The organism is Flavobacterium sp. FlaQc-30, from assembly GCF_044005885.1.
In the GTDB taxonomy this organism is placed as follows: domain Bacteria; phylum Bacteroidota; class Bacteroidia; order Flavobacteriales; family Flavobacteriaceae; genus Flavobacterium.
Window position 1 is genome coordinate 543,989 of record NZ_JBIPCO010000002.1, and the last position, 18,131, is coordinate 562,119.

At 33.0% G+C, this 18,131-nt stretch carries 19 protein-coding genes and 3 tRNA genes; 10 read left to right on the forward strand and 12 right to left on the reverse strand.

All coding sequences use genetic code 11. From position 1 onward, the window contains the following. Positions 1–345 precede the first annotated feature (345 nt). Positions 346–1,227: a LysR family transcriptional regulator gene (locus tag ACHRV0_RS07550; RefSeq protein WP_395440404.1), complete on the reverse strand. Its 882-nt coding sequence runs from the start codon at positions 1,225–1,227 to the stop codon at positions 346–348. A gap of 260 nt (positions 1,228–1,487) precedes the next feature. Here ACHRV0_RS07550 and ACHRV0_RS07555 point away from each other — a divergent pair, with 260 nt between their 5' ends. Further along, positions 1,488–2,195 (forward strand): class I SAM-dependent methyltransferase, encoded by a 708-nt coding sequence (locus tag ACHRV0_RS07555; RefSeq protein ID WP_395440405.1) that lies wholly within the window; start codon positions 1,488–1,490, stop codon positions 2,193–2,195. 89 nt (positions 2,196–2,284) lie between these two features. Here ACHRV0_RS07555 and ACHRV0_RS07560 read toward each other — a convergent pair whose 3' ends face one another. The 4 genes from ACHRV0_RS07560 to ACHRV0_RS07575 all read right to left on the reverse strand — a co-directional run bounded on the left by ACHRV0_RS07560 (position 2,285) and on the right by ACHRV0_RS07575 (position 5,163). Further along, positions 2,285–2,743 (reverse strand): DUF3291 domain-containing protein, encoded by a 459-nt coding sequence (locus ACHRV0_RS07560; protein WP_395440406.1) that lies wholly within the window; start codon positions 2,741–2,743, stop codon positions 2,285–2,287. Positions 2,744–2,877: 134 nt separating this feature from the next. Next, complete coding sequence (locus ACHRV0_RS07565) at positions 2,878–3,156, reverse strand: putative quinol monooxygenase (protein WP_089052765.1); 279 nt, start codon at positions 3,154–3,156, stop codon at positions 2,878–2,880. A 2-nt stretch (positions 3,157–3,158) separates the two neighbouring features. Continuing rightward, positions 3,159–3,761 carry an NAD(P)H-dependent oxidoreductase gene (locus tag ACHRV0_RS07570; RefSeq protein ID WP_395440407.1) on the reverse strand — a complete coding sequence of 201 codons (603 nt, stop codon included), beginning with the start codon at positions 3,759–3,761 and terminating at the stop codon, positions 3,159–3,161. Between the two features lie 415 nt (positions 3,762–4,176). Beyond that, complete coding sequence (locus ACHRV0_RS07575; protein WP_395440408.1) at positions 4,177–5,163, reverse strand: aldo/keto reductase; 987 nt, start codon at positions 5,161–5,163, stop codon at positions 4,177–4,179. A gap of 119 nt (positions 5,164–5,282) precedes the next feature. Between ACHRV0_RS07575 and ACHRV0_RS07580 the strand changes: the two genes are divergently transcribed. Beyond that, a complete protein-coding gene (locus tag ACHRV0_RS07580) occupies positions 5,283–6,128 on the forward strand; it encodes an AraC family transcriptional regulator (protein ID WP_089052768.1) in 846 nt (281 codons plus the stop codon). A gap of 93 nt (positions 6,129–6,221) precedes the next feature. Here the strand turns inward: ACHRV0_RS07580 and ACHRV0_RS07585 are convergent, their stop codons facing one another. Next, entirely contained in the window at positions 6,222–6,983 is a 762-nt protein-coding gene (locus tag ACHRV0_RS07585) for a C40 family peptidase (protein WP_089052769.1), read from the reverse strand. A 75-nt stretch (positions 6,984–7,058) separates the two neighbouring features. Next, positions 7,059–8,237: an acetyl-CoA C-acyltransferase gene (locus tag ACHRV0_RS07590; RefSeq protein WP_395440409.1), complete on the reverse strand. Its 1,179-nt coding sequence runs from the start codon at positions 8,235–8,237 to the stop codon at positions 7,059–7,061. A 238-nt stretch (positions 8,238–8,475) separates the two neighbouring features. On the opposite strand from ACHRV0_RS07590, the gene ACHRV0_RS07595 reads away from it, so the two are divergent. From ACHRV0_RS07595 to ACHRV0_RS07625, 7 genes are all read left to right on the forward strand, one after another. Beyond that, positions 8,476–8,559 (forward strand) — tRNA-Ser (locus ACHRV0_RS07595). 15 nt (positions 8,560–8,574) lie between these two features. Then, a tRNA-Pro gene (locus tag ACHRV0_RS07600) sits at positions 8,575–8,649 on the forward strand. A 32-nt stretch (positions 8,650–8,681) separates the two neighbouring features. Further along, positions 8,682–8,755 (forward strand) — tRNA-Arg (locus tag ACHRV0_RS07605). A gap of 295 nt (positions 8,756–9,050) precedes the next feature. After that, positions 9,051–9,824, forward strand: coding sequence for a molybdate ABC transporter substrate-binding protein (gene modA, locus ACHRV0_RS07610; RefSeq protein ID WP_395440410.1), 774 nt, complete (start codon positions 9,051–9,053; stop codon positions 9,822–9,824). Next, positions 9,821–10,225, forward strand: coding sequence for a molybdopterin-binding protein (locus ACHRV0_RS07615; protein WP_395440411.1), 405 nt, complete (start codon positions 9,821–9,823; stop codon positions 10,223–10,225). Before modA ends, ACHRV0_RS07615 begins: the two co-directional genes overlap by 4 nt. Beyond that, entirely contained in the window at positions 10,218–10,892 is a 675-nt protein-coding gene (gene modB, locus ACHRV0_RS07620; protein ID WP_395440412.1) for a molybdate ABC transporter permease subunit, read from the forward strand. Before ACHRV0_RS07615 ends, modB begins: the two co-directional genes overlap by 8 nt. Beyond that, positions 10,892–11,767, forward strand: a complete 876-nt coding sequence (locus ACHRV0_RS07625) for an ATP-binding cassette domain-containing protein (RefSeq protein ID WP_395440413.1) — start codon at positions 10,892–10,894, stop codon at positions 11,765–11,767. Before modB ends, ACHRV0_RS07625 begins: the two co-directional genes overlap by 1 nt. A gap of 202 nt (positions 11,768–11,969) precedes the next feature. On the opposite strand, the gene ACHRV0_RS07630 is transcribed toward ACHRV0_RS07625, so the two are convergent. The 5 genes from ACHRV0_RS07630 to ACHRV0_RS07650 form a co-directional block, all read right to left on the reverse strand. After that, on the reverse strand, positions 11,970–12,539 hold the full coding sequence (locus tag ACHRV0_RS07630) for a hypothetical protein (RefSeq protein ID WP_129024662.1): 570 nt from the start codon (positions 12,537–12,539) through the stop codon (positions 11,970–11,972). Then, complete coding sequence (locus tag ACHRV0_RS07635) at positions 12,526–13,020, reverse strand: RNA polymerase sigma factor (RefSeq protein ID WP_129024661.1); 495 nt, start codon at positions 13,018–13,020, stop codon at positions 12,526–12,528. Before ACHRV0_RS07635 ends, ACHRV0_RS07630 begins: the two co-directional genes overlap by 14 nt. 1 nt (position 13,021) lies before the next feature. Then, positions 13,022–13,858, reverse strand: a complete 837-nt coding sequence (locus ACHRV0_RS07640; protein WP_395440414.1) for an alpha/beta fold hydrolase — start codon at positions 13,856–13,858, stop codon at positions 13,022–13,024. 309 nt (positions 13,859–14,167) lie between these two features. Next, positions 14,168–14,890, reverse strand: a complete 723-nt coding sequence (locus ACHRV0_RS07645; RefSeq protein ID WP_395440415.1) for a LytR/AlgR family response regulator transcription factor — start codon at positions 14,888–14,890, stop codon at positions 14,168–14,170. Further along, positions 14,877–15,941: a sensor histidine kinase gene (locus ACHRV0_RS07650; RefSeq protein ID WP_395440416.1), complete on the reverse strand. Its 1,065-nt coding sequence runs from the start codon at positions 15,939–15,941 to the stop codon at positions 14,877–14,879. The genes ACHRV0_RS07645 and ACHRV0_RS07650 overlap by 14 nt, the downstream gene beginning before the upstream one ends. A gap of 160 nt (positions 15,942–16,101) precedes the next feature. Here ACHRV0_RS07650 and ACHRV0_RS07655 point away from each other — a divergent pair, with 160 nt between their 5' ends. After that, the gene (locus tag ACHRV0_RS07655; RefSeq protein WP_395440417.1) at positions 16,102–17,955 is read left to right on the forward strand and encodes an alpha-amylase family glycosyl hydrolase; all 1,854 of its coding nucleotides are present in this window, start codon (positions 16,102–16,104) and stop codon (positions 17,953–17,955) included. The last annotated feature ends 176 nt before the right edge of the window (positions 17,956–18,131 follow it).

An 18,131-nucleotide genomic window follows, 5' to 3' on the forward strand; every position in this document is an offset into this window, starting at 1 on the left:
ATAATTTGCTAAGGTATTTAAAAGTTCTCTTTTTATGATGTGGATTTCTGTACTAAATTGTAACGAATTTTTTTTATAGCCGCGAATTGCACTAATTTTCACGAATTGTTTTTTTTGTTAGGTGTAATTTAAATGGTTTTTGATTTTGGTTTTTACGGATTTCCTTTTTTCGTAAAAAAGATCTCATTTCATGTCATTTCGAGGAACGAGAAATCGCACTAGAAAATCGACAAAGATTGGTGATTCTTGTTGTATATTCTCTTTGTAGATTCGCGAGTGCGATTTCTCGTTCCTCGAAATGACAAATTGTATGCATTTCATTCTTGCAAAAAAAAACTTAGAGACTTAGCGATTTTGTGCCAACAAAAATTCAACAGCAGATCTCGTGATCTCAGAATCATCTTCTTTTGAAGTTATAATCGAAACATTTGTAAAAAGATTCACTTTTTTTAATTCAAGAAAACCAATTTCAGTATCTTGATTGTTTTTTACAATGTTGGATGGAACAATCGAAATTCCTAAGCCATTTTTGACTAATTGTACTATAGAATTTATATTGTTGGCTTCGTGAATAATTTTTGGTGTAAAGCCGTAAAAAGCGCAAAGTTCTAGTAAAACTTCATGATAATGTGGCGCATAATCTTTATTGAAGAATACGAAAGTCTCATCTTTTAAATTCAATATATCTTTTTCAGACTTCAATTGAATGTTATTTTTATTAAAAACAATTGAAAATCCATCTTGAAACCATAAATGGGATTGTATTTTTGGAGATTTTATTGGTGAACGAATAATTCCCATTTCGATTTTTCCTTGTTCTAAAGCGTCGATTTGTTTGGTTGTGGATACTTCAAAAAGTTTGAAATTTACATAAGGGAATTGTAATTTTAAATGTTTTATTAATTCTGAAATTACAGAGGAGTAAATCGAGCTGATGTAGGCAATTCTGAATTCGCCCGAAACATTTGTGGCAATCTTTTTTGTTTTTGCAGAAATGCGTTCCAAATTCTGAAAGATTGTTTTCACTTCCTTTTCGAAATATTTCCCAGCTTCCGTTAGTTCTACTTTTTTATTGTTTCGAATAAATAGTTTTGCCTGAAGCTCTTCTTCCAGTTCAATTATCTGACGGCTTAATGGCGGTTGTGAAATAAAAAGTTTCTCAGAAGCTTTGGTAAAGTTCAGTTCTTCGGCTACAGCCAAAAAGTATTTTAAGTGACGTAATTCCATGATACTTTTAAAGTATTGATAATTGATAAAAATAGTATTTTTAAAGTATTTATGAAAGTGATAGTTTTGGAAAAGAAAAAAAGAACTCTCTCGCAGATTTACTTTGCTGATTCGCTATCGCTTGGGTTGCAGATTGAGCAGATTATTAGTTTCGAAAAAAATCATCTTAACTACAATATTCCAATCAATAATAGCAAAAAGATTCGCTCAATCTGCTCGCGATAGCTATCGAGACTGCTAGAGATTAAAAAACATAGACTATGAAAAAATCAATTATTGCAGAAATCAAAGAACGATTTGATAATGATGTCGAACGATTTTCGAATTTAGAAACGGGACAATTGTCTACAATTGATGCTAAAATTTCGTTGGAATTAATTACGGAAGCTTCTAAAAGAATTGTTCCAAATGCCACTCATGTTTTGGATATTGGCTGCGGTGCGGGAAATTACACTTTAATGATGTTGTCTAAAGTGTCAGATTTAAATTGCACTTTGGTCGATTTGAGTTTGCCAATGTTGGATAAAGCTTTTGAAAGAGTTTCGTTAGAAACAAAAGGAAAAGTCGAAATTAAACAAGGTGATATTCGCGAAGTTGATTTAAAAGAAGACTGTTTTGATATTATTTTAGCAGGAGCTGTTTTACATCATTTAAGAGATGATCAGGATTGGGAAACTACTTTTACTAAAATATTTAAATTATTAAAACCGGGCGGCTGTTTTATGATTTCGGATTTGATTACGCAAGACACGGAATTGTTGAATGAATATACCTGGCAGCGCTATGAAGAATATTTGGAAGGAATAGGAGGGGCTGAATATCGTAAAAATGTATTTGAATATATCGCAAAAGAAGATACGCCAAGATCAATGAATTATCAATTGGATTTGATGAAAAAAGTAGGTTTTAAAAGCGTTGAAATTTTACACAAGAATATGTGTTTTGGTGCTTTTGGGGGAATTAAATAGCCACGAATTACACTAATTTACACGAATTATTTTTTTAATTGGGAAAAGAAAAATTAGTGAAAAGTAGTGTAATTTTTGGCTTAAAAAATTTATGCGATAACTGGCACAGGAAACTTATTTTTTAAATCAAAAACAAGTTCTGATGCTCCGTTTTGCTGCAGGTAATCTAATTTTTCAACTGCTTCTTCAAGCGTTGGAATATGTCCTATTGGAATCCACCACATTGCTGTGTGTGCTTTTCCGAATTTCAAAAACCATTCTTTTCGGCGTTTTAAAAATTCGCTGTGAAAGGTTTTGTACATATAATGTTCCAACGTTTCGATGTTTTTCCAAACCGAAACATTTACAATGATCTGTTCGTCATTATAAGGATTCAAGTTTGTCGCATTGTAGCTGTCATCTTTTAGGCGCCAGACAAATCCTTCGCTTTTTTCGGCTAAAGTGTTTACTAAATCTAAGTTGTCTACAAATTCTTTCATGATAGGATCGTTGATGTCGACACCTTTCATTTTTGCGATGTTAATTTCGGCAAGATGATATTGGCTCATATTTTATTGGATAAAGAAATGGCAATTTAATCTTTTTCTGAATAATCTTACAACAGCGAATTCACGAATTATTTTTAAAAACTTTGAGTATAAATTTTAAAAATAATTCGTGAATTCGCGGCAGAAAAAATATCTTATAAAACCTGTGCTGTTTTGTAAACCTGAATTGGAGCGGCAACAAAAGTTTCGCTTTTAGTGATGAAATCTTGCAAATGAGATTGGTTGTTATGAAGATCTAAGCCGGTTTGATCTTTCCATTCTTCCCAAATAATAAAAACATTTTCGGCATGATGAAGATCGTAGCGTACGCATGCAGCTTCTTTTCTAGTTTCGGTAACTAAATCATTCAATAAGCTGTGAAGCTGCTGCGTGTTTTCTTTCTTGCTTTTTATAATGGCAGTTATAGATATCATGGTTATATGGTTTTGAAAATTTGTGATAAATGGTTCGTGTATTCAGATTTAAAGATACTAATATTTTCAGATGTAGCACCTTTTTCGACATCATGAAAATGAAATCCGTCGAGTTTTTGCATTCCTACAAATTTGTTCATTTTATGAAAACCAAACATAGCGCCATCATCTACCGAAGTTTCTTCAAAAAATTCTCCAGGAAGTGTAAAAGCAGTTGCAGGTGCATTCCAACTTGTAGTCAGCATATATTTACGTCCGTGTAAAAGTCCGCCAGTTCCGTAATTAATGTCTGGATTTGTTCTGGTTCTTCCATCGCTCTTGTAAATTCCTTTGTTGTGTCCAGCGGTGAAAACATCGTCGATGTATTTTTTGAAAAGATTTGGCAATTGAAACCACCAAACAGGTGTGTGATAAACGATTACATCTGCCCAGACGAATTTTTCTACTTCTTCTTCAAGATTAATTTCTTGTTTGATGTCAGTTGTTTTTATTTCGTAGTTTTTACTTTTTAAATACTCAATTGTCCAGTCTGTAACGGTTTCATTGAATTTTCCGCCTGAGTGAGCGAAATTTTGACTTCCGTTGATAATAAATATTTTTTTCATTTTACGTTTTGTTCTGATGAATTCGTGATGTGTGAGGGATAGAGGCGGTATCCTTTTATGGAGCGATAGCGGAATAAAAGATATAGCCGAAAGCCCGATTCGCGGCGGCGAACACACCCAAATTCTTATTATTTAATTTTTGAGATTTATTTTGAAACTCATAGAGACATAGATTTTTCTTTTTTGGGAAAGAGAATGGAAAGAAACTCGTTTCTAAAACATAGTTCTCAAAGCTTGTCATTTCGAGGAACGAGGAATCACAATAGAAGCTTCGCAAACTAAGTCATCAATCTTTGGCGAGCAACGAGTGTGATTCCTCGTTCCTCGGAATAACAAACTACGTTGACTATGTTTGTTAATGCAAGTGAAACGCCTTTTATACGTACGGAAATCTATGTTTCTATGTGTTTAAATATTATTTTATTTTAGCAATTGCCTGATTAATAAATTCTAATTCTGAAGCAGATAAATCAAAATCCATCGCTTTTGCATTTGAAATGGCTTGTTCTGCGTTTCTTGCGCCAGCCAAAACAATTGAGATTCCTTTTTGTAAAGTGGTCCAGCGTAAAACTAATTGTGAGATCGAAATGTGTTTAGAATTGGCTAATGAGCTTAATTCTTCTACTAAAGTTTTTACTTGTTGAAGATCAAATTTTCCAAAATAACCATTACGATGATCGTTTTCTTTTAATTTGCCGTCTGTAAAATATTTTCCTGTAAGCAAACCTCTTTCCATTGGGCTGTATGCTATGATGCCAATATTTTCAGTAATTGTAAATGGAAGTAAATCTGTTTCAATGCTTTTGTTCAGCATGCTGTATGCAACTTGATTGGATGCGATCTGAACTGTTTTTTGTGCTTCCTGAATTTGAGAAACATTATAATTACTTACTCCAAATGCTCTGATTTTTCCTTGCTGAATTAAGGTTTCAACGGCTTCCATTGTTTCTGAAATTGGTGTTGTTGAATCTGGCCAGTGAATTTGCAATAAGTCGATATAATCTGTTTGAAGACGTTTTAGGCTTTCTTCAATTTCTTTTATGACGTTTTCTTTTGATGAATATTTGTAGACAGGAATTTTTTTGCCATTATCATCGGCATCAAAAAAGAAATCGCCTTTTCCGTTATTGCTTCCGTCCCAAACCAAGCCGAATTTAGTTAACAATTGTACTTTTGAACGATCGTAAGATTTTATAGCTTGGCCAATCATTTCTTCGCTTAAGCCAAATCCGTAAAAAGGAGCAGTGTCAATTGTTGTTACGCCGTGATCGATAGAAGCGCGAACAGAGTCGATTGAATCTTTCTTTTCGTTTCCGCCCCACATGTTTCCGCCAATAGCAAATGCACCGTATGTTATAGTTGATAATTCTAGTTCAGAGCTGCTTAATTTTCTATATTCCATGATATTAAATATTACGTTTTACAAATTTTTGACAAAATTATACCATTTTTATGAGTGTAAAATTGTATAATTTTGTCTTTTTTAGGTACATTTGCAACTTCAATAGATTCTTTAAGATTATGAAAAAAGAAAATTTATATGAACCGTTTACGGTTTCGTTTGAAACATTGGATGAATATCCAGATGTTGGGGATCGCCATAATTTCTTTGAATTGGTTTACATCTTGAGCGGAACGGGAAGGCAGTGTATCAATAAAAATATCTTTGAATATGATGCTGGACATATGTTTTTATTGACACCTGAGGACTGTCATAATTTTACTATTGAAACGAAAACGAAATTTTTCTTTTTGAGATTTAATGATATTTATTTGAAGAATTCGAGTCTTCAAAATGAAAATATTCAGCGTTTAGAATATATTTTGCAAAATGCAAATCATCAGCCGGGTTGTATTTTAAAGAATGATGCTGATAAGTGTTTGGTTAAGGTAATGATCGAAGCGATTTGTAGAGAGCATAATGACAAAGATGTTTATAATCAGGAATTGATTCAACAATTGGTAAATACTTTAATCATTATTGTTGCCAGAAATATTGCGAAATATTTACCGGAACAGGTGAATGTGGGAACTGAAGCTAAAGCAATGGATATTTTACAATATATTCAAACGAATATTTATTATCCTGAGAAAATAAAAGCAGAATCTATAAGTGATTATTTCGGAATTTCGAATACGTATTTAGGACGTTATTTTAAGAAACATGCCGATGAAACGATGCAGCAATATATTAGTAATTATAAAACAAAACTGATAGAACATCGTTTGCAATTCAGTGATAAGCGCATTAACGAAATTGCATATGAATTTGGCTTTACGGACGAAAGTCACTTTAATAAATTCTTTAAAAAACAAAAGGGCAATAGTCCGTCAGAGTTTAGAAAGACGATTCGATTGAGTGCATAAACACGGATTTCACGAATTTATACTATTTTTTTGCCACCGATTACACTGATTAAAAGGATTTTTAATTTTTGATAATTAGTGCAATTCGTGTTTTTAAATGATTTTTTTGATTACTCTAAGTTTATGAGTGTGCTTGTTTATTTCGGGATTGTAAATTCCGGTATGATCTAAACGATCGATGCGGACTTTTCCACTTGCGTGAATGATATAGTTGTTTTCCATGATGATTCCCACATGAGTAATGTTTCCTTCATCATTGTCAAAAAAAGCTAAATCTCCAGGTTCACTTTCTTCAATAAAACTGAGAGGTTCGCCCTCTAGTGCTTGTTGAGAAGCGTCGCGATGAATTTTGTATCCGTTTAGTTTGTAAACCATTTGTGTAAAACCAGAACAATCTACTCCAAAAGGTGTTTTTCCGCCCCATAAATAAGGTGCGTTTAGATACATAAAAGCAGTATTTATAAGTGCGCTTTTGGGTTTTATACCGCTGGTTTTTGTTCCTTCAAAATCAAAATTGGAAGTGTTGATTTCGTTATTGTTTAAAAACGTTAACGAAGCACCAAGCGGAATTGGGAGTAATAAATTGTTTGGAGAAGTGATATAATCAATTAAATCAGCGTTTAGAATAATGGCTTCTTTGCTTAATTGATTGTAGTTTTCTTCAGAAATTACCTGATATTGTTTTGAATCTACCCAGCCTTCATAATCATCGAACTGAATTTTTATGCGCGCCCATTGCTTTTGGCGTTCTAAAATTTCGATATGTTCGCCAAACAAAAGTTGTGTAACGATTTCACTTCTGTCGCTAGGCTCAGATCGAACGGGTACTATGGCAAGATTGCAAATTCCGAACATTTAGGGTAATTTATAAGTTTAAAAAAAATTAGGAGTCAAAAGTAGTCAATAACTCCTAATTTAAAGTATTATTATTTAAGCTCTTTCGATAACAATTGCTGATGCACCGCCGCCGCCATTGCAAATTGCAGCAGCTCCGATTTTAGCATTGTTTTGTTCTAAAACATTAATTAAAGTTACAATAACACGTGCTCCAGAGCAGCCAAGCGGATGTCCTAGTGAAACAGCGCCACCGTTTACGTTTACTTTATCGTTATCAAGATTTAAGATTTTTGCATTGGCTAAACCAACAACAGAAAAGGCTTCGTTGAATTCGAAATAATCAACATCTGAAATTGAAACTCCAGCTTTGTCTAAAGCTTTTGGTAATGCTTTTGCAGGACTTGTTGTAAACCATTTTGGTTCTTGCGCTGCATCTGCATAGCCTTTTATATAAGCTAAAGGTTTTAAACCTAATGCAATTGCTTTTTCTTCAGACATTAAAACTAAAGCAGCGGCACCATCGTTTATAGTTGAAGCGTTTGCAGCAGTTACAGTTCCGTCTTTTGTAAAAACAGGGCTTAAAGATGGAATTTTATCTAATTTTACATTAGTGTATTCTTCATCTTTAGAGAATATAATTGGTTCGCCGCGTCTTTGTGGAACTTCTACGGGAACAACTTCATTATCAAATTTGCCTGCATCCCAAGCTTTTGCACTTCTTTCATAAGACTGAATAGCAAAGTTATCTTGTTCTTCACGGCTGATTTTGTATTCAGATGCACATAAGTCAGCGCAAACTCCCATTGCGTTGTTATCGTAAGCATCTGTTAAACCATCTTTTTGCATTCCGTCCAGCATTGTTGCAGGACCAAATTTGTTTCCAGCACGCATTTGAACGTAATGTGGAATCAAGCTCATGCTTTCCATTCCTCCAGCAACTACGATTTCGGCATCACCGCAAGCGATAGCCTGGGCACCAAACATTACTGCTTTCATTCCAGAAGCACAGACTTTGTTAACTGTTGTGGCAGCAACTTCTTCTGATAATCCTGCAAAAAGGGCAGCTTGACGAGCTGGAGCTTGTCCAACACCAGCTTGGATTACGTTCCCCATGAAAACTTCATCAACTAATTTTGGGTCTAGGTTAATTTTTGAAAGTGCTCCTTTAATAGCGGCAGCGCCTAATTTTGGTGCGGGTACGGTAGATAACCCACCCATGAAACTTCCGATAGGTGTTCTAACGGCAGAAACAATCACAACTCTTTTGTTCATTTTCTGTTAATATTAGTTATCTAGCAAATTTACTGTTTATTTGAATAAATTCAAATTTTGCGTGAATTCGATTGGATTTTAAATTTAAGATGAAATTTTTGTTAATTCTATTCGTTTGATTGTGAAGTGTTTTAGAAAAAAGATTAAAAAAACTTTAAAAAAATCGCAAAAATAGTTGTGAGATATGGAATGTTGTCTTACATTTGCAACCGCAAAACAGAACACGTTTCTTGAGCTTGGAGAGGTGCCAGAGCGGTAATGGAGCAGATTGCTAATCTGTCGACGGGTAACCGTCGCCAGGGTTCGAGTCCCTGTCTCTCCGCTTAAATTTTGCCTTCGGGGTGTAGCGTAGCCCGGTTATCGCGCCTGCTTTGGGAGCAGGAGGCCGCAGGTTCGAATCCTGCCACCCCGACAAAACTTTACCATTAAGTTTTAAAAAAAAATGGTTCCATAGCTCAGCTGGATAGAGCAACGCACTTCTAATGCGTAGGTCGAAGGTTCGAATCCTTCTGGGATCACAACAAAAGCCACTCAATTTGAGTGGCTTTTTTGTTTTGCAGCATTTTTCAAAACCTGAAAATTGTTCTTTTAAAGGATCAACACTAAAACCTGTGGGTTAGCAATTAATTTAGCATATGTATTAGTTAGTCTGAAAAGAGAATATTCTACATTTCTAACGGAGAAAAGAAGATTATTGAGAATTATAAGAAGATTTCAATTATTTGGATTGATAATTTTACTTTTAAAACAAATAAGGTTTTTCTACTCTGCCTTAGAATACTTACTTTTACAATACTAACAGAACAGACAGGGATGAAAGCTAGAAAAAGACATTTGTTTATTGTAACGGCATTTTTATTATTGACATTTGGAACTGTACAAGGGCAGGAAAAAATTACAATTGTAGCGGCAGCCAATTTAAAAATTGCTCTGGACTCCATAAATACTGTTTTTAAAATTCAAAATCCAGGAATAAATACACAGATTACCTATGGCGCTTCAGGAAAGTTCTTTGAGCAGATTTCCAATAGTGCTCCGTTTGATTTATTTTTCTCGGCAGATATGGATTATCCTAAAAAATTGGAAGAGAAAAAATTGACCGGCTCTAAAATTAAAATGTATGCAACTGGAAAATTGGTGATTTGGAGCAAAAAAACAGATCCGAATAAAAGTAAAATAAACAGTCTTCTAAACAGAGATATTCGCAAAATAGCCATCGGAAATCCTGCAACTGCACCCTATGGAGAAAAAGCAGTTGAAAGCTTAAAATTTTATAAAATTTATGACAAAGTAAAAAGCAAACTGGTTTTTGGTGAAAATATTACCCAAGCTACTCAATTTATCACGACTGGAAATGCCGATATTGGAATAACTGCTTTATCTCTTGTGCTGACTCCAAACATGAAAAAAGAAGGAGGAAAGTACTATATTATTCCGCAAAAGAGTCATACACCGCTCGAGCAGGGCTGCGTAATTTTGAAAAATGCAAAAGGAAAGGCTGGTGCGGTCAAGTTTTATAATTTCATATCTTCAAAAAAAGCAATTGCTATTTTAAAGTATTATGGATATGATACAAAAGCACAATGAATATACTAAACGGAATCATATCGCAAATTCAATCTCATGAAGGTATTTCGCTTGTGAGAGTACAATCAAATGACGTTACTTTTTCGACAATTGTTCTCGATACACCAGAAACTTCTGATTACTTAAAAATTGAGAATCCTGTTAAAATTATTTTTAAAGAAACTGAAGTAGTGATTTCTAAAGATTTAAATCCAAATATCAGTACTCAGAATAAACTGTTATGCCGTATTGAATCTATTCAAAAAGGAGTGATTTTGAGCCAGATTAATTTGGTTTATGAGCAGGAGGTTATAAAATCTATTATAACAAGAAATGCTTGTGAAGAATTAGATTTAAAGGAAAATGATACGGTATTGGCTTTAATAAAAACAAACGAAGTAAGCTTGTCTGCACATGATTAATTTAGAACCCATATGGCTTACGGCAAAATTGGCTTTGATTACCACAATAATACTTTTTTTTGTGGCAATTCCTCTTTGTTATTGGTTGTCTTACAGTAGATTTCGCTTCAAAGCGGTTATTGAAGCCTTGATAAGTCTGCCTTTGGTTTTACCGCCTTCGGTATTAGGTTTTTATCTTTTAATTGGTTTTAGTCCAGAAAATGCCTTTGGAAAATTTTTATCTGATTATTTTGATCTTCGATTGGTGTTTACTTTTCAAGGTTTAATTTTAGCTTCGGTTTTATATAGTTTACCTTTTATGGTAAATCCTATTTTGTCTGGATTAAAAAATTTGCCGCCTGCACTTCAAGAAGCTTCTTTTACGCTTGGAAAATCAAGGTTTGTAACGGTTGCAAAAATTTTACTTCCCAATATACAAACATCGTTACTTACTGGAATTATTATGACTTTTGCACATACAATAGGGGAGTTTGGTGTAGTTTTAATGGTTGGTGGAAGTATTCCTGAAGAAACCAAAGTAGTTTCTATTGCGATTTACGAAGAAGTAGAATCGATGAATTATTATAACGCCAATGTTTATGCAGGGATTTTGTTTGTGTTCTCTTTTCTTATTTTGCTAACTGTTCATTTAATTAATAATAAATCCAGAAAAACGACACTTTATTAATGATACAGTTTAATGCTTATAAAATGCTTCAAACCGCTGACGGCGAACTGCCGTTGGATGTTTCTTTGACTTTTGAAAAGGGTCAATTTATTGCTATTTATGGTAATTCTGGAGCTGGTAAAACCACTATTCTTAGAATATTAGCAGGACTTACTGAGGCAGAAAAAGTATGTATAAAAGTAGGGGACGAAGTTTGGGATGATTCTCAAAAAAAGTTTCATCTTCCAGTTCAAAAACGTTCTATAGGATTCGTTTTTCAGGATTTTGCTTTATTTCCGAATCTGACGGTTAAAGAAAATTTGGAGTTTGCGTTATCTAAAAACGATTCAAACGAAATTGTTACTGAATTAATCGAACTTATGGAATTGCAGTCTTTGCAAAATAGTAAACCGCAAAATTTATCAGGAGGGCAAAAACAGCGTGTAGCTTTGGCAAGAGCGATTGTGCGTAAACCTGAGATTTTATTGTTAGACGAGCCGCTTTCGGCCTTAGATGACGAAATGCGATTTAAGCTTCAGGATTATATTTTAAAAATTCATCAAAAATATAAATTAACTACTTTGATGATAAGCCATTCGGCAGCCGAAATTTTTAAACTTTCGGATAAAGTAGTCGTTATCGACAAAGGTAAAATTACCAAGCAAGGAACGCCGAATCAGGTATTCGCTGAAAAGAAAATAAGCAGTAAATTTCAAATAACGGGAGAAATAATCAGCATTGTAAAAAGTGATATTATTTATGTTGTACAAGTGTCGTCAGGAAATAACATTATAAAAGTCGTTGCAACAGAAGATGAAATTGTAAATTATAAAATAGGACAAAAAGTGCTTGTGGCTTCAAAAGCCTTTAATCCGATTATTCAGATTTTATCCTAAATCAAAAAGCAGAAATGAATAATTGGAGTGAAAATACTCTTTCTAAATTCATAACAAAAGCCACTCAAATTGAGTGGCTTTTGTTATATATATTTATCAAAACATGAAATTGTTTCTTTTGTTGAATGTAAAATTTGTAGAGTGATAAATAGTGCAAGTTTCTTTAAATACTTGAATTCATGTGAATTTAGAATAGTAGTTTTTAAGAAATGCTTTTTAAGAAATCTAAAAGCTGTATTTCTCTTTTTATTATTCTTACCATAAATAATCCGAAAATCAATAAAAAACCAAATCCGCTTATCACGATATAAAGATAAAAACCTCTAGATAAATTTTCTTTAAAAACAGGTAAAAGGAATGTAAAACCAGCTACATAAGTCAGATAGATTATTGGTGTGCAGATGTAGTGGATTTTTTTTCTCCATTGGTAAAATTGAGAAGCCAGTTTACTGTATTCAATTAAGGTCGTGTCCGTTTTTAAGTTTTCCAATTTTTTTACACTAATCCATTCTAAGACTACACGAAATAGGAGCATTGTGATCATTATGCACAATCCAAAATTGAATAGTGTTTGTTTGTAAGCACCAACCCAAACATAATAATAGATCAATATTATTGCGGTCAGACTCAAAATTATTCTAGTCCAAAAATGATTGCGTTTAATTTTTTTAGTGTGAGCCTCAGCTTTTTTAATAATATCTTCGGCTGCTGGCTTTATATTGGATTCTGATTGCTGATCCCAAATATTTTGTAATTCTTCAAATGTTTTCATTTTGTACACATTGAGTTAAACTTTTCTTGATTCGATGGATTCTAACGCGAAGTGTTTCTTCGGTTATTCCTATTACTTCAGATATTTCGGGATATTCTATTCCGTCTAAAGTCATCAGAATGATCATTTTATTTGTTTCTTCAAGCTTTTGTATGCATTGATACATTTGTTGAAGCTGTTCGTCTTTTTCGTTTGAATAGTTTTCTGTAACGATCTGAGGCAGAATGTCTGTTCTGATTTCTTTTTTAGAAGATGATTTTCGTAAATAAAGAAGGCACGTGTTTACAGTAATTCTGTAAATCCAAGTGCTTATGCTGGATTCATTTCGGAATGTGTCTAATTTTTCCCATACCTTAATGAAAATTTCTTGGGCAGCATCTGAAGCCAATGAAATATCTCCACAAAAATAACCTTTGCACAAACGAAACACTTTATTGTAATGTTTGTTGTATATATCGTTAAATTGTTCTTTTTCAGCCACCTTATTGTATTTCTAGTTTTACTTTTTCTATAAACCACTCAGGTTGATCATACATTACAAAATGAGCCGAGTTTGCTGCGTAATAAATTTTAACGGCTGGCAGATTTTCATACTGCGCTTTATATGTGTTTTGCACGGTATTAAGATCTGGATTTGTTGCAGCTAAAATTACTACTGGAATTTTAATTTTGGCAATTTCTTTACGCAAGTCTAAATTAAGCATTTCGATATAACCATAAACATAGGTTTTTCTATCGACAGCATTCATCCATTCGTTGATCGTTTTTTGCTTTTCTTTGTTCAAACACATATAAGAAGTCGATTGTGAATTCATTGCGCTGAATGTTTTTTGATCCATAGCCAGCATCATTTTGCTTTGCGGATTATCGTACGGAATTGTTTCTCCTTTGTAATTAGGAATCATTAAAGCAGCACTTGAAGGTAAGGCATCAACTATAATTAATTTTTTGAATAAAGTAGGTTCTTCAGCAGCTAACCATAAACTCAAAGTACCGCCCAAACTATGACCAATTAAGGTCGCTTTTTTTAATTTTTTAGTTTTTACATAAGAAATAATTTGGTCTTTTATTGTAGAAAGCCACGGACTTTCGATTGGAGGAACAGTACCAAATCCTGCAAAAGTAAAAATGTGACATTCGTAATTTTTAGAAAGTTCGGCTACCGTTTCATTCCAAACTTCTCCTGTGCAGCCATAACCAGGAAATAATAAAACAGGCGCTCCTTTTCCTTTTACATCTACCTTAAAAGCGGTTTGAGAAAAAACAGATTTTGAAACAAGAAGCATAAATGCGATAATTAAAATTGATTTAGTTTTCATAACGTTAAATTTTAAAGTTTACCTTTTGATGCAGTGCTATATTATTTGTTACCTCCAAAAGGACGTTTTTTTTAAAAATAAATTACAATAGCGCATAAATAGGCGCTTAATGAATGAAAAAAAATGAAATAAGGGCTTTAATTAACTATTTGATAGTTGATTACTCGTGTTATTTAGCTAAACAATCGGAATGAAAAAACTAAAATTTTAGAAATGAAAATGTTCGTTTAAGCAATAGACATTGCTTTTTGCAAATCATTACTAAAGGAAGCAGTCGAAGTAGAATTGTGAACAAAAATATATTGGCTTTTATTTTTGAATTAAAGAGTTTAGTAAACTAGAAACGGCAGAATTATAAAAACGTCCAATTGGTAATTGTTTATTTTGAATATTGATATGATTTGCATTATAGCCGGATATTTTTTTTATCGCAGCAAGAAAAGAGCGATGAATTCTCAAAAACAAACCTTCAGGCAATTTATCTTCCATTTCGGTTATAGACTGGTAAGTTTTGTAGCAGTCTGACAGCGTATAAATCAGTAAATAATTTCCTTGAGATTCAAAATAATATATTTCATCAAGAAAAAGTTTAACCATTTTTCTTTCGCATTTTACAAAGATAAATGCACGATCTGTTTCTTGACTTTTAGAATGTAAAACGATCTCGTTTGATTCTCTTATTTTCGAGTATTTGCTTATGGCTTTTGTAAAGCGTTCTAATGAGATTGGTTTTAGAATATAGTCTACAGCTTCAATTTCAAAACCTTCAACGGCGTATTCTGTATAAGCCGTTGTAAAAATTACTGCTGTTTCTGAGGGCAGACTTTTGGCAAATTCGATTCCAGATTTCCCAGGCAGATTTATATCTAAAAAAATAAGATCTATTTTGTTTGACTTTATTGCATTTTGGGCATTTGATACACTAGTAAATTTGCCCTTTAGATCTAAAAAATCAAATTTGGCAATATGAAGTTCCAGCAAAATGGATGCAGGTAATTCATCTTCAATAATAATACAGTTAATTGCTGCCATCTTTTATTTTTATTTTTAAAGAAACAAAAAAGTTTACGGTCTCATTTTTTATGGTCAAAACGTGTGTGTCTGGATACAAGAGTTCTAGTCTTCTTTTTACATTCGAAATTCCTATGCCGCTGTTTACATTTTCAGGATACAGAGCAGGGTTTTCAGAAAGGCTGTTCTCAATTTTAACAACTAACCATTCATCACTTATAGTAATAGAAATGGTTATCCAGCCTTGATTGTTTTCGTCTAAACAATATTTATAACTGTTTTCAATAAACGGCAATATCAAAAAAGGTTCTATCGAATGGTTTTCTACAGAGCCATAAACACTAAAACTCAATTGAAGTTGATTCTCAAAACGCAATTGCTGCAGCGAAATATAATTTTTGAGGTAATCTATTTCATTTTCTAACGAGATGTTTTTGTTGTTAACATCATAAATAGAAAATCGCAGGATATCGGATATTTTTAAAACGATTTCAGCAGAATCATCAGATTTGCTGAGAATTTTAGAATACAAACTATTTAGAACATTAAACAAAAAATGCGGATGAAACTGATTTCGAAGAGAGGAAAGTTCGGCTTGCAGTTTTTCTGATAAAACGGTTTGTACTTTATTTTTTTCTTCGGCTAAATAATAAAATAGTTTAAAAGCTATTGGTATTGTAACTACAAATTGAAGTTTACTCACATTATACAAAAAGACAGGTGCCGATAAAAGAGGTTCAATTTTCCAGAATGTTAGATAATAACGCAGGATTATAAAATTGTCTATTAAACGTTGTAAAAAAGCAAAAAGCAGAATTAGAATAACGTAAGCAGTAATAAAAGTTATCGTTTTTTTCTTGAATAATAAACGAGGCATTAAAAACTCAACAACAATAGTGACAAATAGAATCTTAGGTAAAATACTATACCATTCGTTGCGCAATGCTGTAATAAAATCATTGGCAGGCAAACCCTGAATTAAACTAAAAAGTAAAATATAACCCAGCCAGTATAAGGTATACAATCTAATTATGAGCGATCTATTTTCAAGATCATATGCCATTATCTTCATTTTACTTATTTGTTTTTCTGATACATGTAAAAATAGTGCTTTTGTTTGAAACCTAAATTGTCGTTTGCAACGTAAACAATGTTGTTTGAATAAGTTGCTTTTTTAGAATACTGAAGAAAAATACCTTTCGGCAGTAATATTAATCTAAAAATAGCTTGAGATGAAAAAAACATTCTTTTTTTACTTGGTTTTAATGTGCTTCACATGTATTGTTAATGCCAAAAATATTGACGTTTATCCTACCAATTGGTGGACAGGAATGAAAACAAATTCGATACAATTACTTATTCGAAGTACAGATGAAGCCTTTTCATCAGCTGATGTAAGTATAAATTATTCAGGGATTAAGGTTCTGAAAACTCATCAGTTTTCAAACAAAAAATATCTAGCTGTAGATATTACAATTTTACCAGAAGCGGTTGCAGGAACTGTTTTTATTGAAGTTGTTAAAAACGGAAAAAAACAGAAAATTAACTGGCAGCTTAATGCTCGAAGATCAGGAAATGGCACCGAATATGCGCAAGGTGTAAATTCTTCAGATTTTATAGATTTGATAATGGTAGATCGTTTTAGTAACGGCGATCCGTCAAATGATCGGGTAAAAGGAATGAGAGATCAATCGTTAGACCGAAATCAAATGTACGATCGTCATGGAGGCGATTTGCAAGGTGTAATCAATAATTTAGATTATCTGCAGGGTTTAGGCATAACTGCTTTATGGTTTACACCTGTGATGGAAAATGATATGATGAACCGCACAGAACATGGTTATTCGATTACAGATCATTATAAAATTGATACTCGCTATGGAGGCGATAAAGCATACAAAGAATTAAGCAGTCAGCTGCACAAACGCGGCATGAAACTAATATTTGATGCTGTTTACAATCATTTTGGACTGTATCATTTTTTAGAACAAGATCAGCCGGAAAATGACTGGGTGCACCGCTGGCCAGAGTATACGCAGACAATTTATAGAGAACAGCCGTTGTTTGATCCATACGGAGCAAAATCAGATCAGAAAAAAATGAGCAATGGCTGGTTTGATAAAATTATGCCGGATATTAATCAGGATAATCCATACATGGCAAACTTTTTAATTCAAAACTGTATTTGGCATATTGAAACTTTTGGAATTGACGGTGTTCGTTTAGATACGTACACGTACAATGATTTGAATTTTGCAAATAGATGTAATCAAGCCATTCTAAATGAATTTCCTAAGATGTCTATTTTTGGAGAAATCATGGTTCATGGCGTTGCGAATCAAGCTTATTTTGAACAAAATAATATAGAAACGCCTTTTAAAAGTAATCTGCCATCAGTTGTTGATTTTCAGAGTTTGTATTACGGAATTATTCCTGCGCTTACACAGCCATTTGGCTGGACAGATGGTGTAAATAAATTATATTATACTTTAAGCAGTGATTTTTTGAGTAAAAACCCAATGCAAAAAGTATTGCTTTTAGATAATCATGACGAGCCTCGTTTTTTCTCGGTTGTCGGTGAGAATGTAGAGAAACAAAAAATGGGTTTTCAATGGCTGTTAACCTGCCGTGGAATTCCGCAATTGTATTACGGTTCAGAGGTTTTGGTTAAAGGATTTAAAGCGCCAGACGGCTTGGTACGCAGTGATTTTCCGGGTGGATGGAGTACTGATGCAAAAAATGCTTTTACAGGAAAAGGCTTAACAGATGACGAAAAATCGACTCAGGATTTGGTTCGAAAACTAGCCAATTTTAGAAAAACATCTTCGGCATTAACCACTGGAAAATTAATGCATTATGTTCCAGTTGATGGCTTGTATGTTTATTTTAGATATGATGAAAAGCAAACGATTATGTGCGTTATGAATACGAGTAATGACGCTAAAGAAGTCGATTTTCAGAAATATATGGAGAGAACAGAAGGATTCAATTCAGCTAAAAACGTTGTGACAGATGAAAAGTTTTCATCCCTGAAAAAAACATCGATACCTGCGATGAAAATGTGGGTTTTGGAATTAAATAAATAATTCAGGTTTTTAGTGATGAAATTTTATTTTTAAGATTTAGAATTTAAATCAGCACAAAATATTGTATTTTTAGGGTAATCTATTTTTATCAGAATAAAATAGAACTTAATTGCTGAAAGGAAAAATACAACCTGTTTCAGTATTTTACATTATACCACTTGAATAACAATAATAGT

What these genes read in the sequence shown, in the direction of transcription:
- ACHRV0_RS07650 (WP_395440416.1), bottom strand. Translation starts at nt 15,941, where the DNA reads ATGAAGATAATGGCATATGATCTTGAAAATAGATCGCTCATAATTAGA.
- ACHRV0_RS07580 (WP_089052768.1), top strand. Translation starts at nt 5,283, where the DNA reads ATGAAAAAAGAAAATTTATATGAACCGTTTACGGTTTCGTTTGAAACA.
- ACHRV0_RS07555 (WP_395440405.1), top strand. Translation starts at nt 1,488, where the DNA reads ATGAAAAAATCAATTATTGCAGAAATCAAAGAACGATTTGATAATGAT.
- modB (WP_395440412.1), top strand. Translation starts at nt 10,218, where the DNA reads ATGATTAATTTAGAACCCATATGGCTTACGGCAAAATTGGCTTTGATT.
- ACHRV0_RS07575 (WP_395440408.1), bottom strand. Translation starts at nt 5,163, where the DNA reads ATGGAATATAGAAAATTAAGCAGCTCTGAACTAGAATTATCAACTATA.
- ACHRV0_RS07585 (WP_089052769.1), bottom strand. Translation starts at nt 6,983, where the DNA reads ATGTTCGGAATTTGCAATCTTGCCATAGTACCCGTTCGATCTGAGCCT.
- ACHRV0_RS07645 (WP_395440415.1), bottom strand. Translation starts at nt 14,890, where the DNA reads ATGGCAGCAATTAACTGTATTATTATTGAAGATGAATTACCTGCATCC.
- ACHRV0_RS07615 (WP_395440411.1), top strand. Translation starts at nt 9,821, where the DNA reads ATGAATATACTAAACGGAATCATATCGCAAATTCAATCTCATGAAGGT.
- ACHRV0_RS07565 (WP_089052765.1), bottom strand. Translation starts at nt 3,156, where the DNA reads ATGATATCTATAACTGCCATTATAAAAAGCAAGAAAGAAAACACGCAG.
- ACHRV0_RS07590 (WP_395440409.1), bottom strand. Translation starts at nt 8,237, where the DNA reads ATGAACAAAAGAGTTGTGATTGTTTCTGCCGTTAGAACACCTATCGGA.
- ACHRV0_RS07655 (WP_395440417.1), top strand. Translation starts at nt 16,102, where the DNA reads ATGAAAAAAACATTCTTTTTTTACTTGGTTTTAATGTGCTTCACATGT.
- ACHRV0_RS07550 (WP_395440404.1), bottom strand. Translation starts at nt 1,227, where the DNA reads ATGGAATTACGTCACTTAAAATACTTTTTGGCTGTAGCCGAAGAACTG.
- modA (WP_395440410.1), top strand. Translation starts at nt 9,051, where the DNA reads ATGAAAGCTAGAAAAAGACATTTGTTTATTGTAACGGCATTTTTATTA.
- ACHRV0_RS07640 (WP_395440414.1), bottom strand. Translation starts at nt 13,858, where the DNA reads ATGAAAACTAAATCAATTTTAATTATCGCATTTATGCTTCTTGTTTCA.
- ACHRV0_RS07570 (WP_395440407.1), bottom strand. Translation starts at nt 3,761, where the DNA reads ATGAAAAAAATATTTATTATCAACGGAAGTCAAAATTTCGCTCACTCA.
- ACHRV0_RS07625 (WP_395440413.1), top strand. Translation starts at nt 10,892, where the DNA reads ATGATACAGTTTAATGCTTATAAAATGCTTCAAACCGCTGACGGCGAA.
- ACHRV0_RS07630 (WP_129024662.1), bottom strand. Translation starts at nt 12,539, where the DNA reads ATGAAAACATTTGAAGAATTACAAAATATTTGGGATCAGCAATCAGAA.
- ACHRV0_RS07560 (WP_395440406.1), bottom strand. Translation starts at nt 2,743, where the DNA reads ATGAGCCAATATCATCTTGCCGAAATTAACATCGCAAAAATGAAAGGT.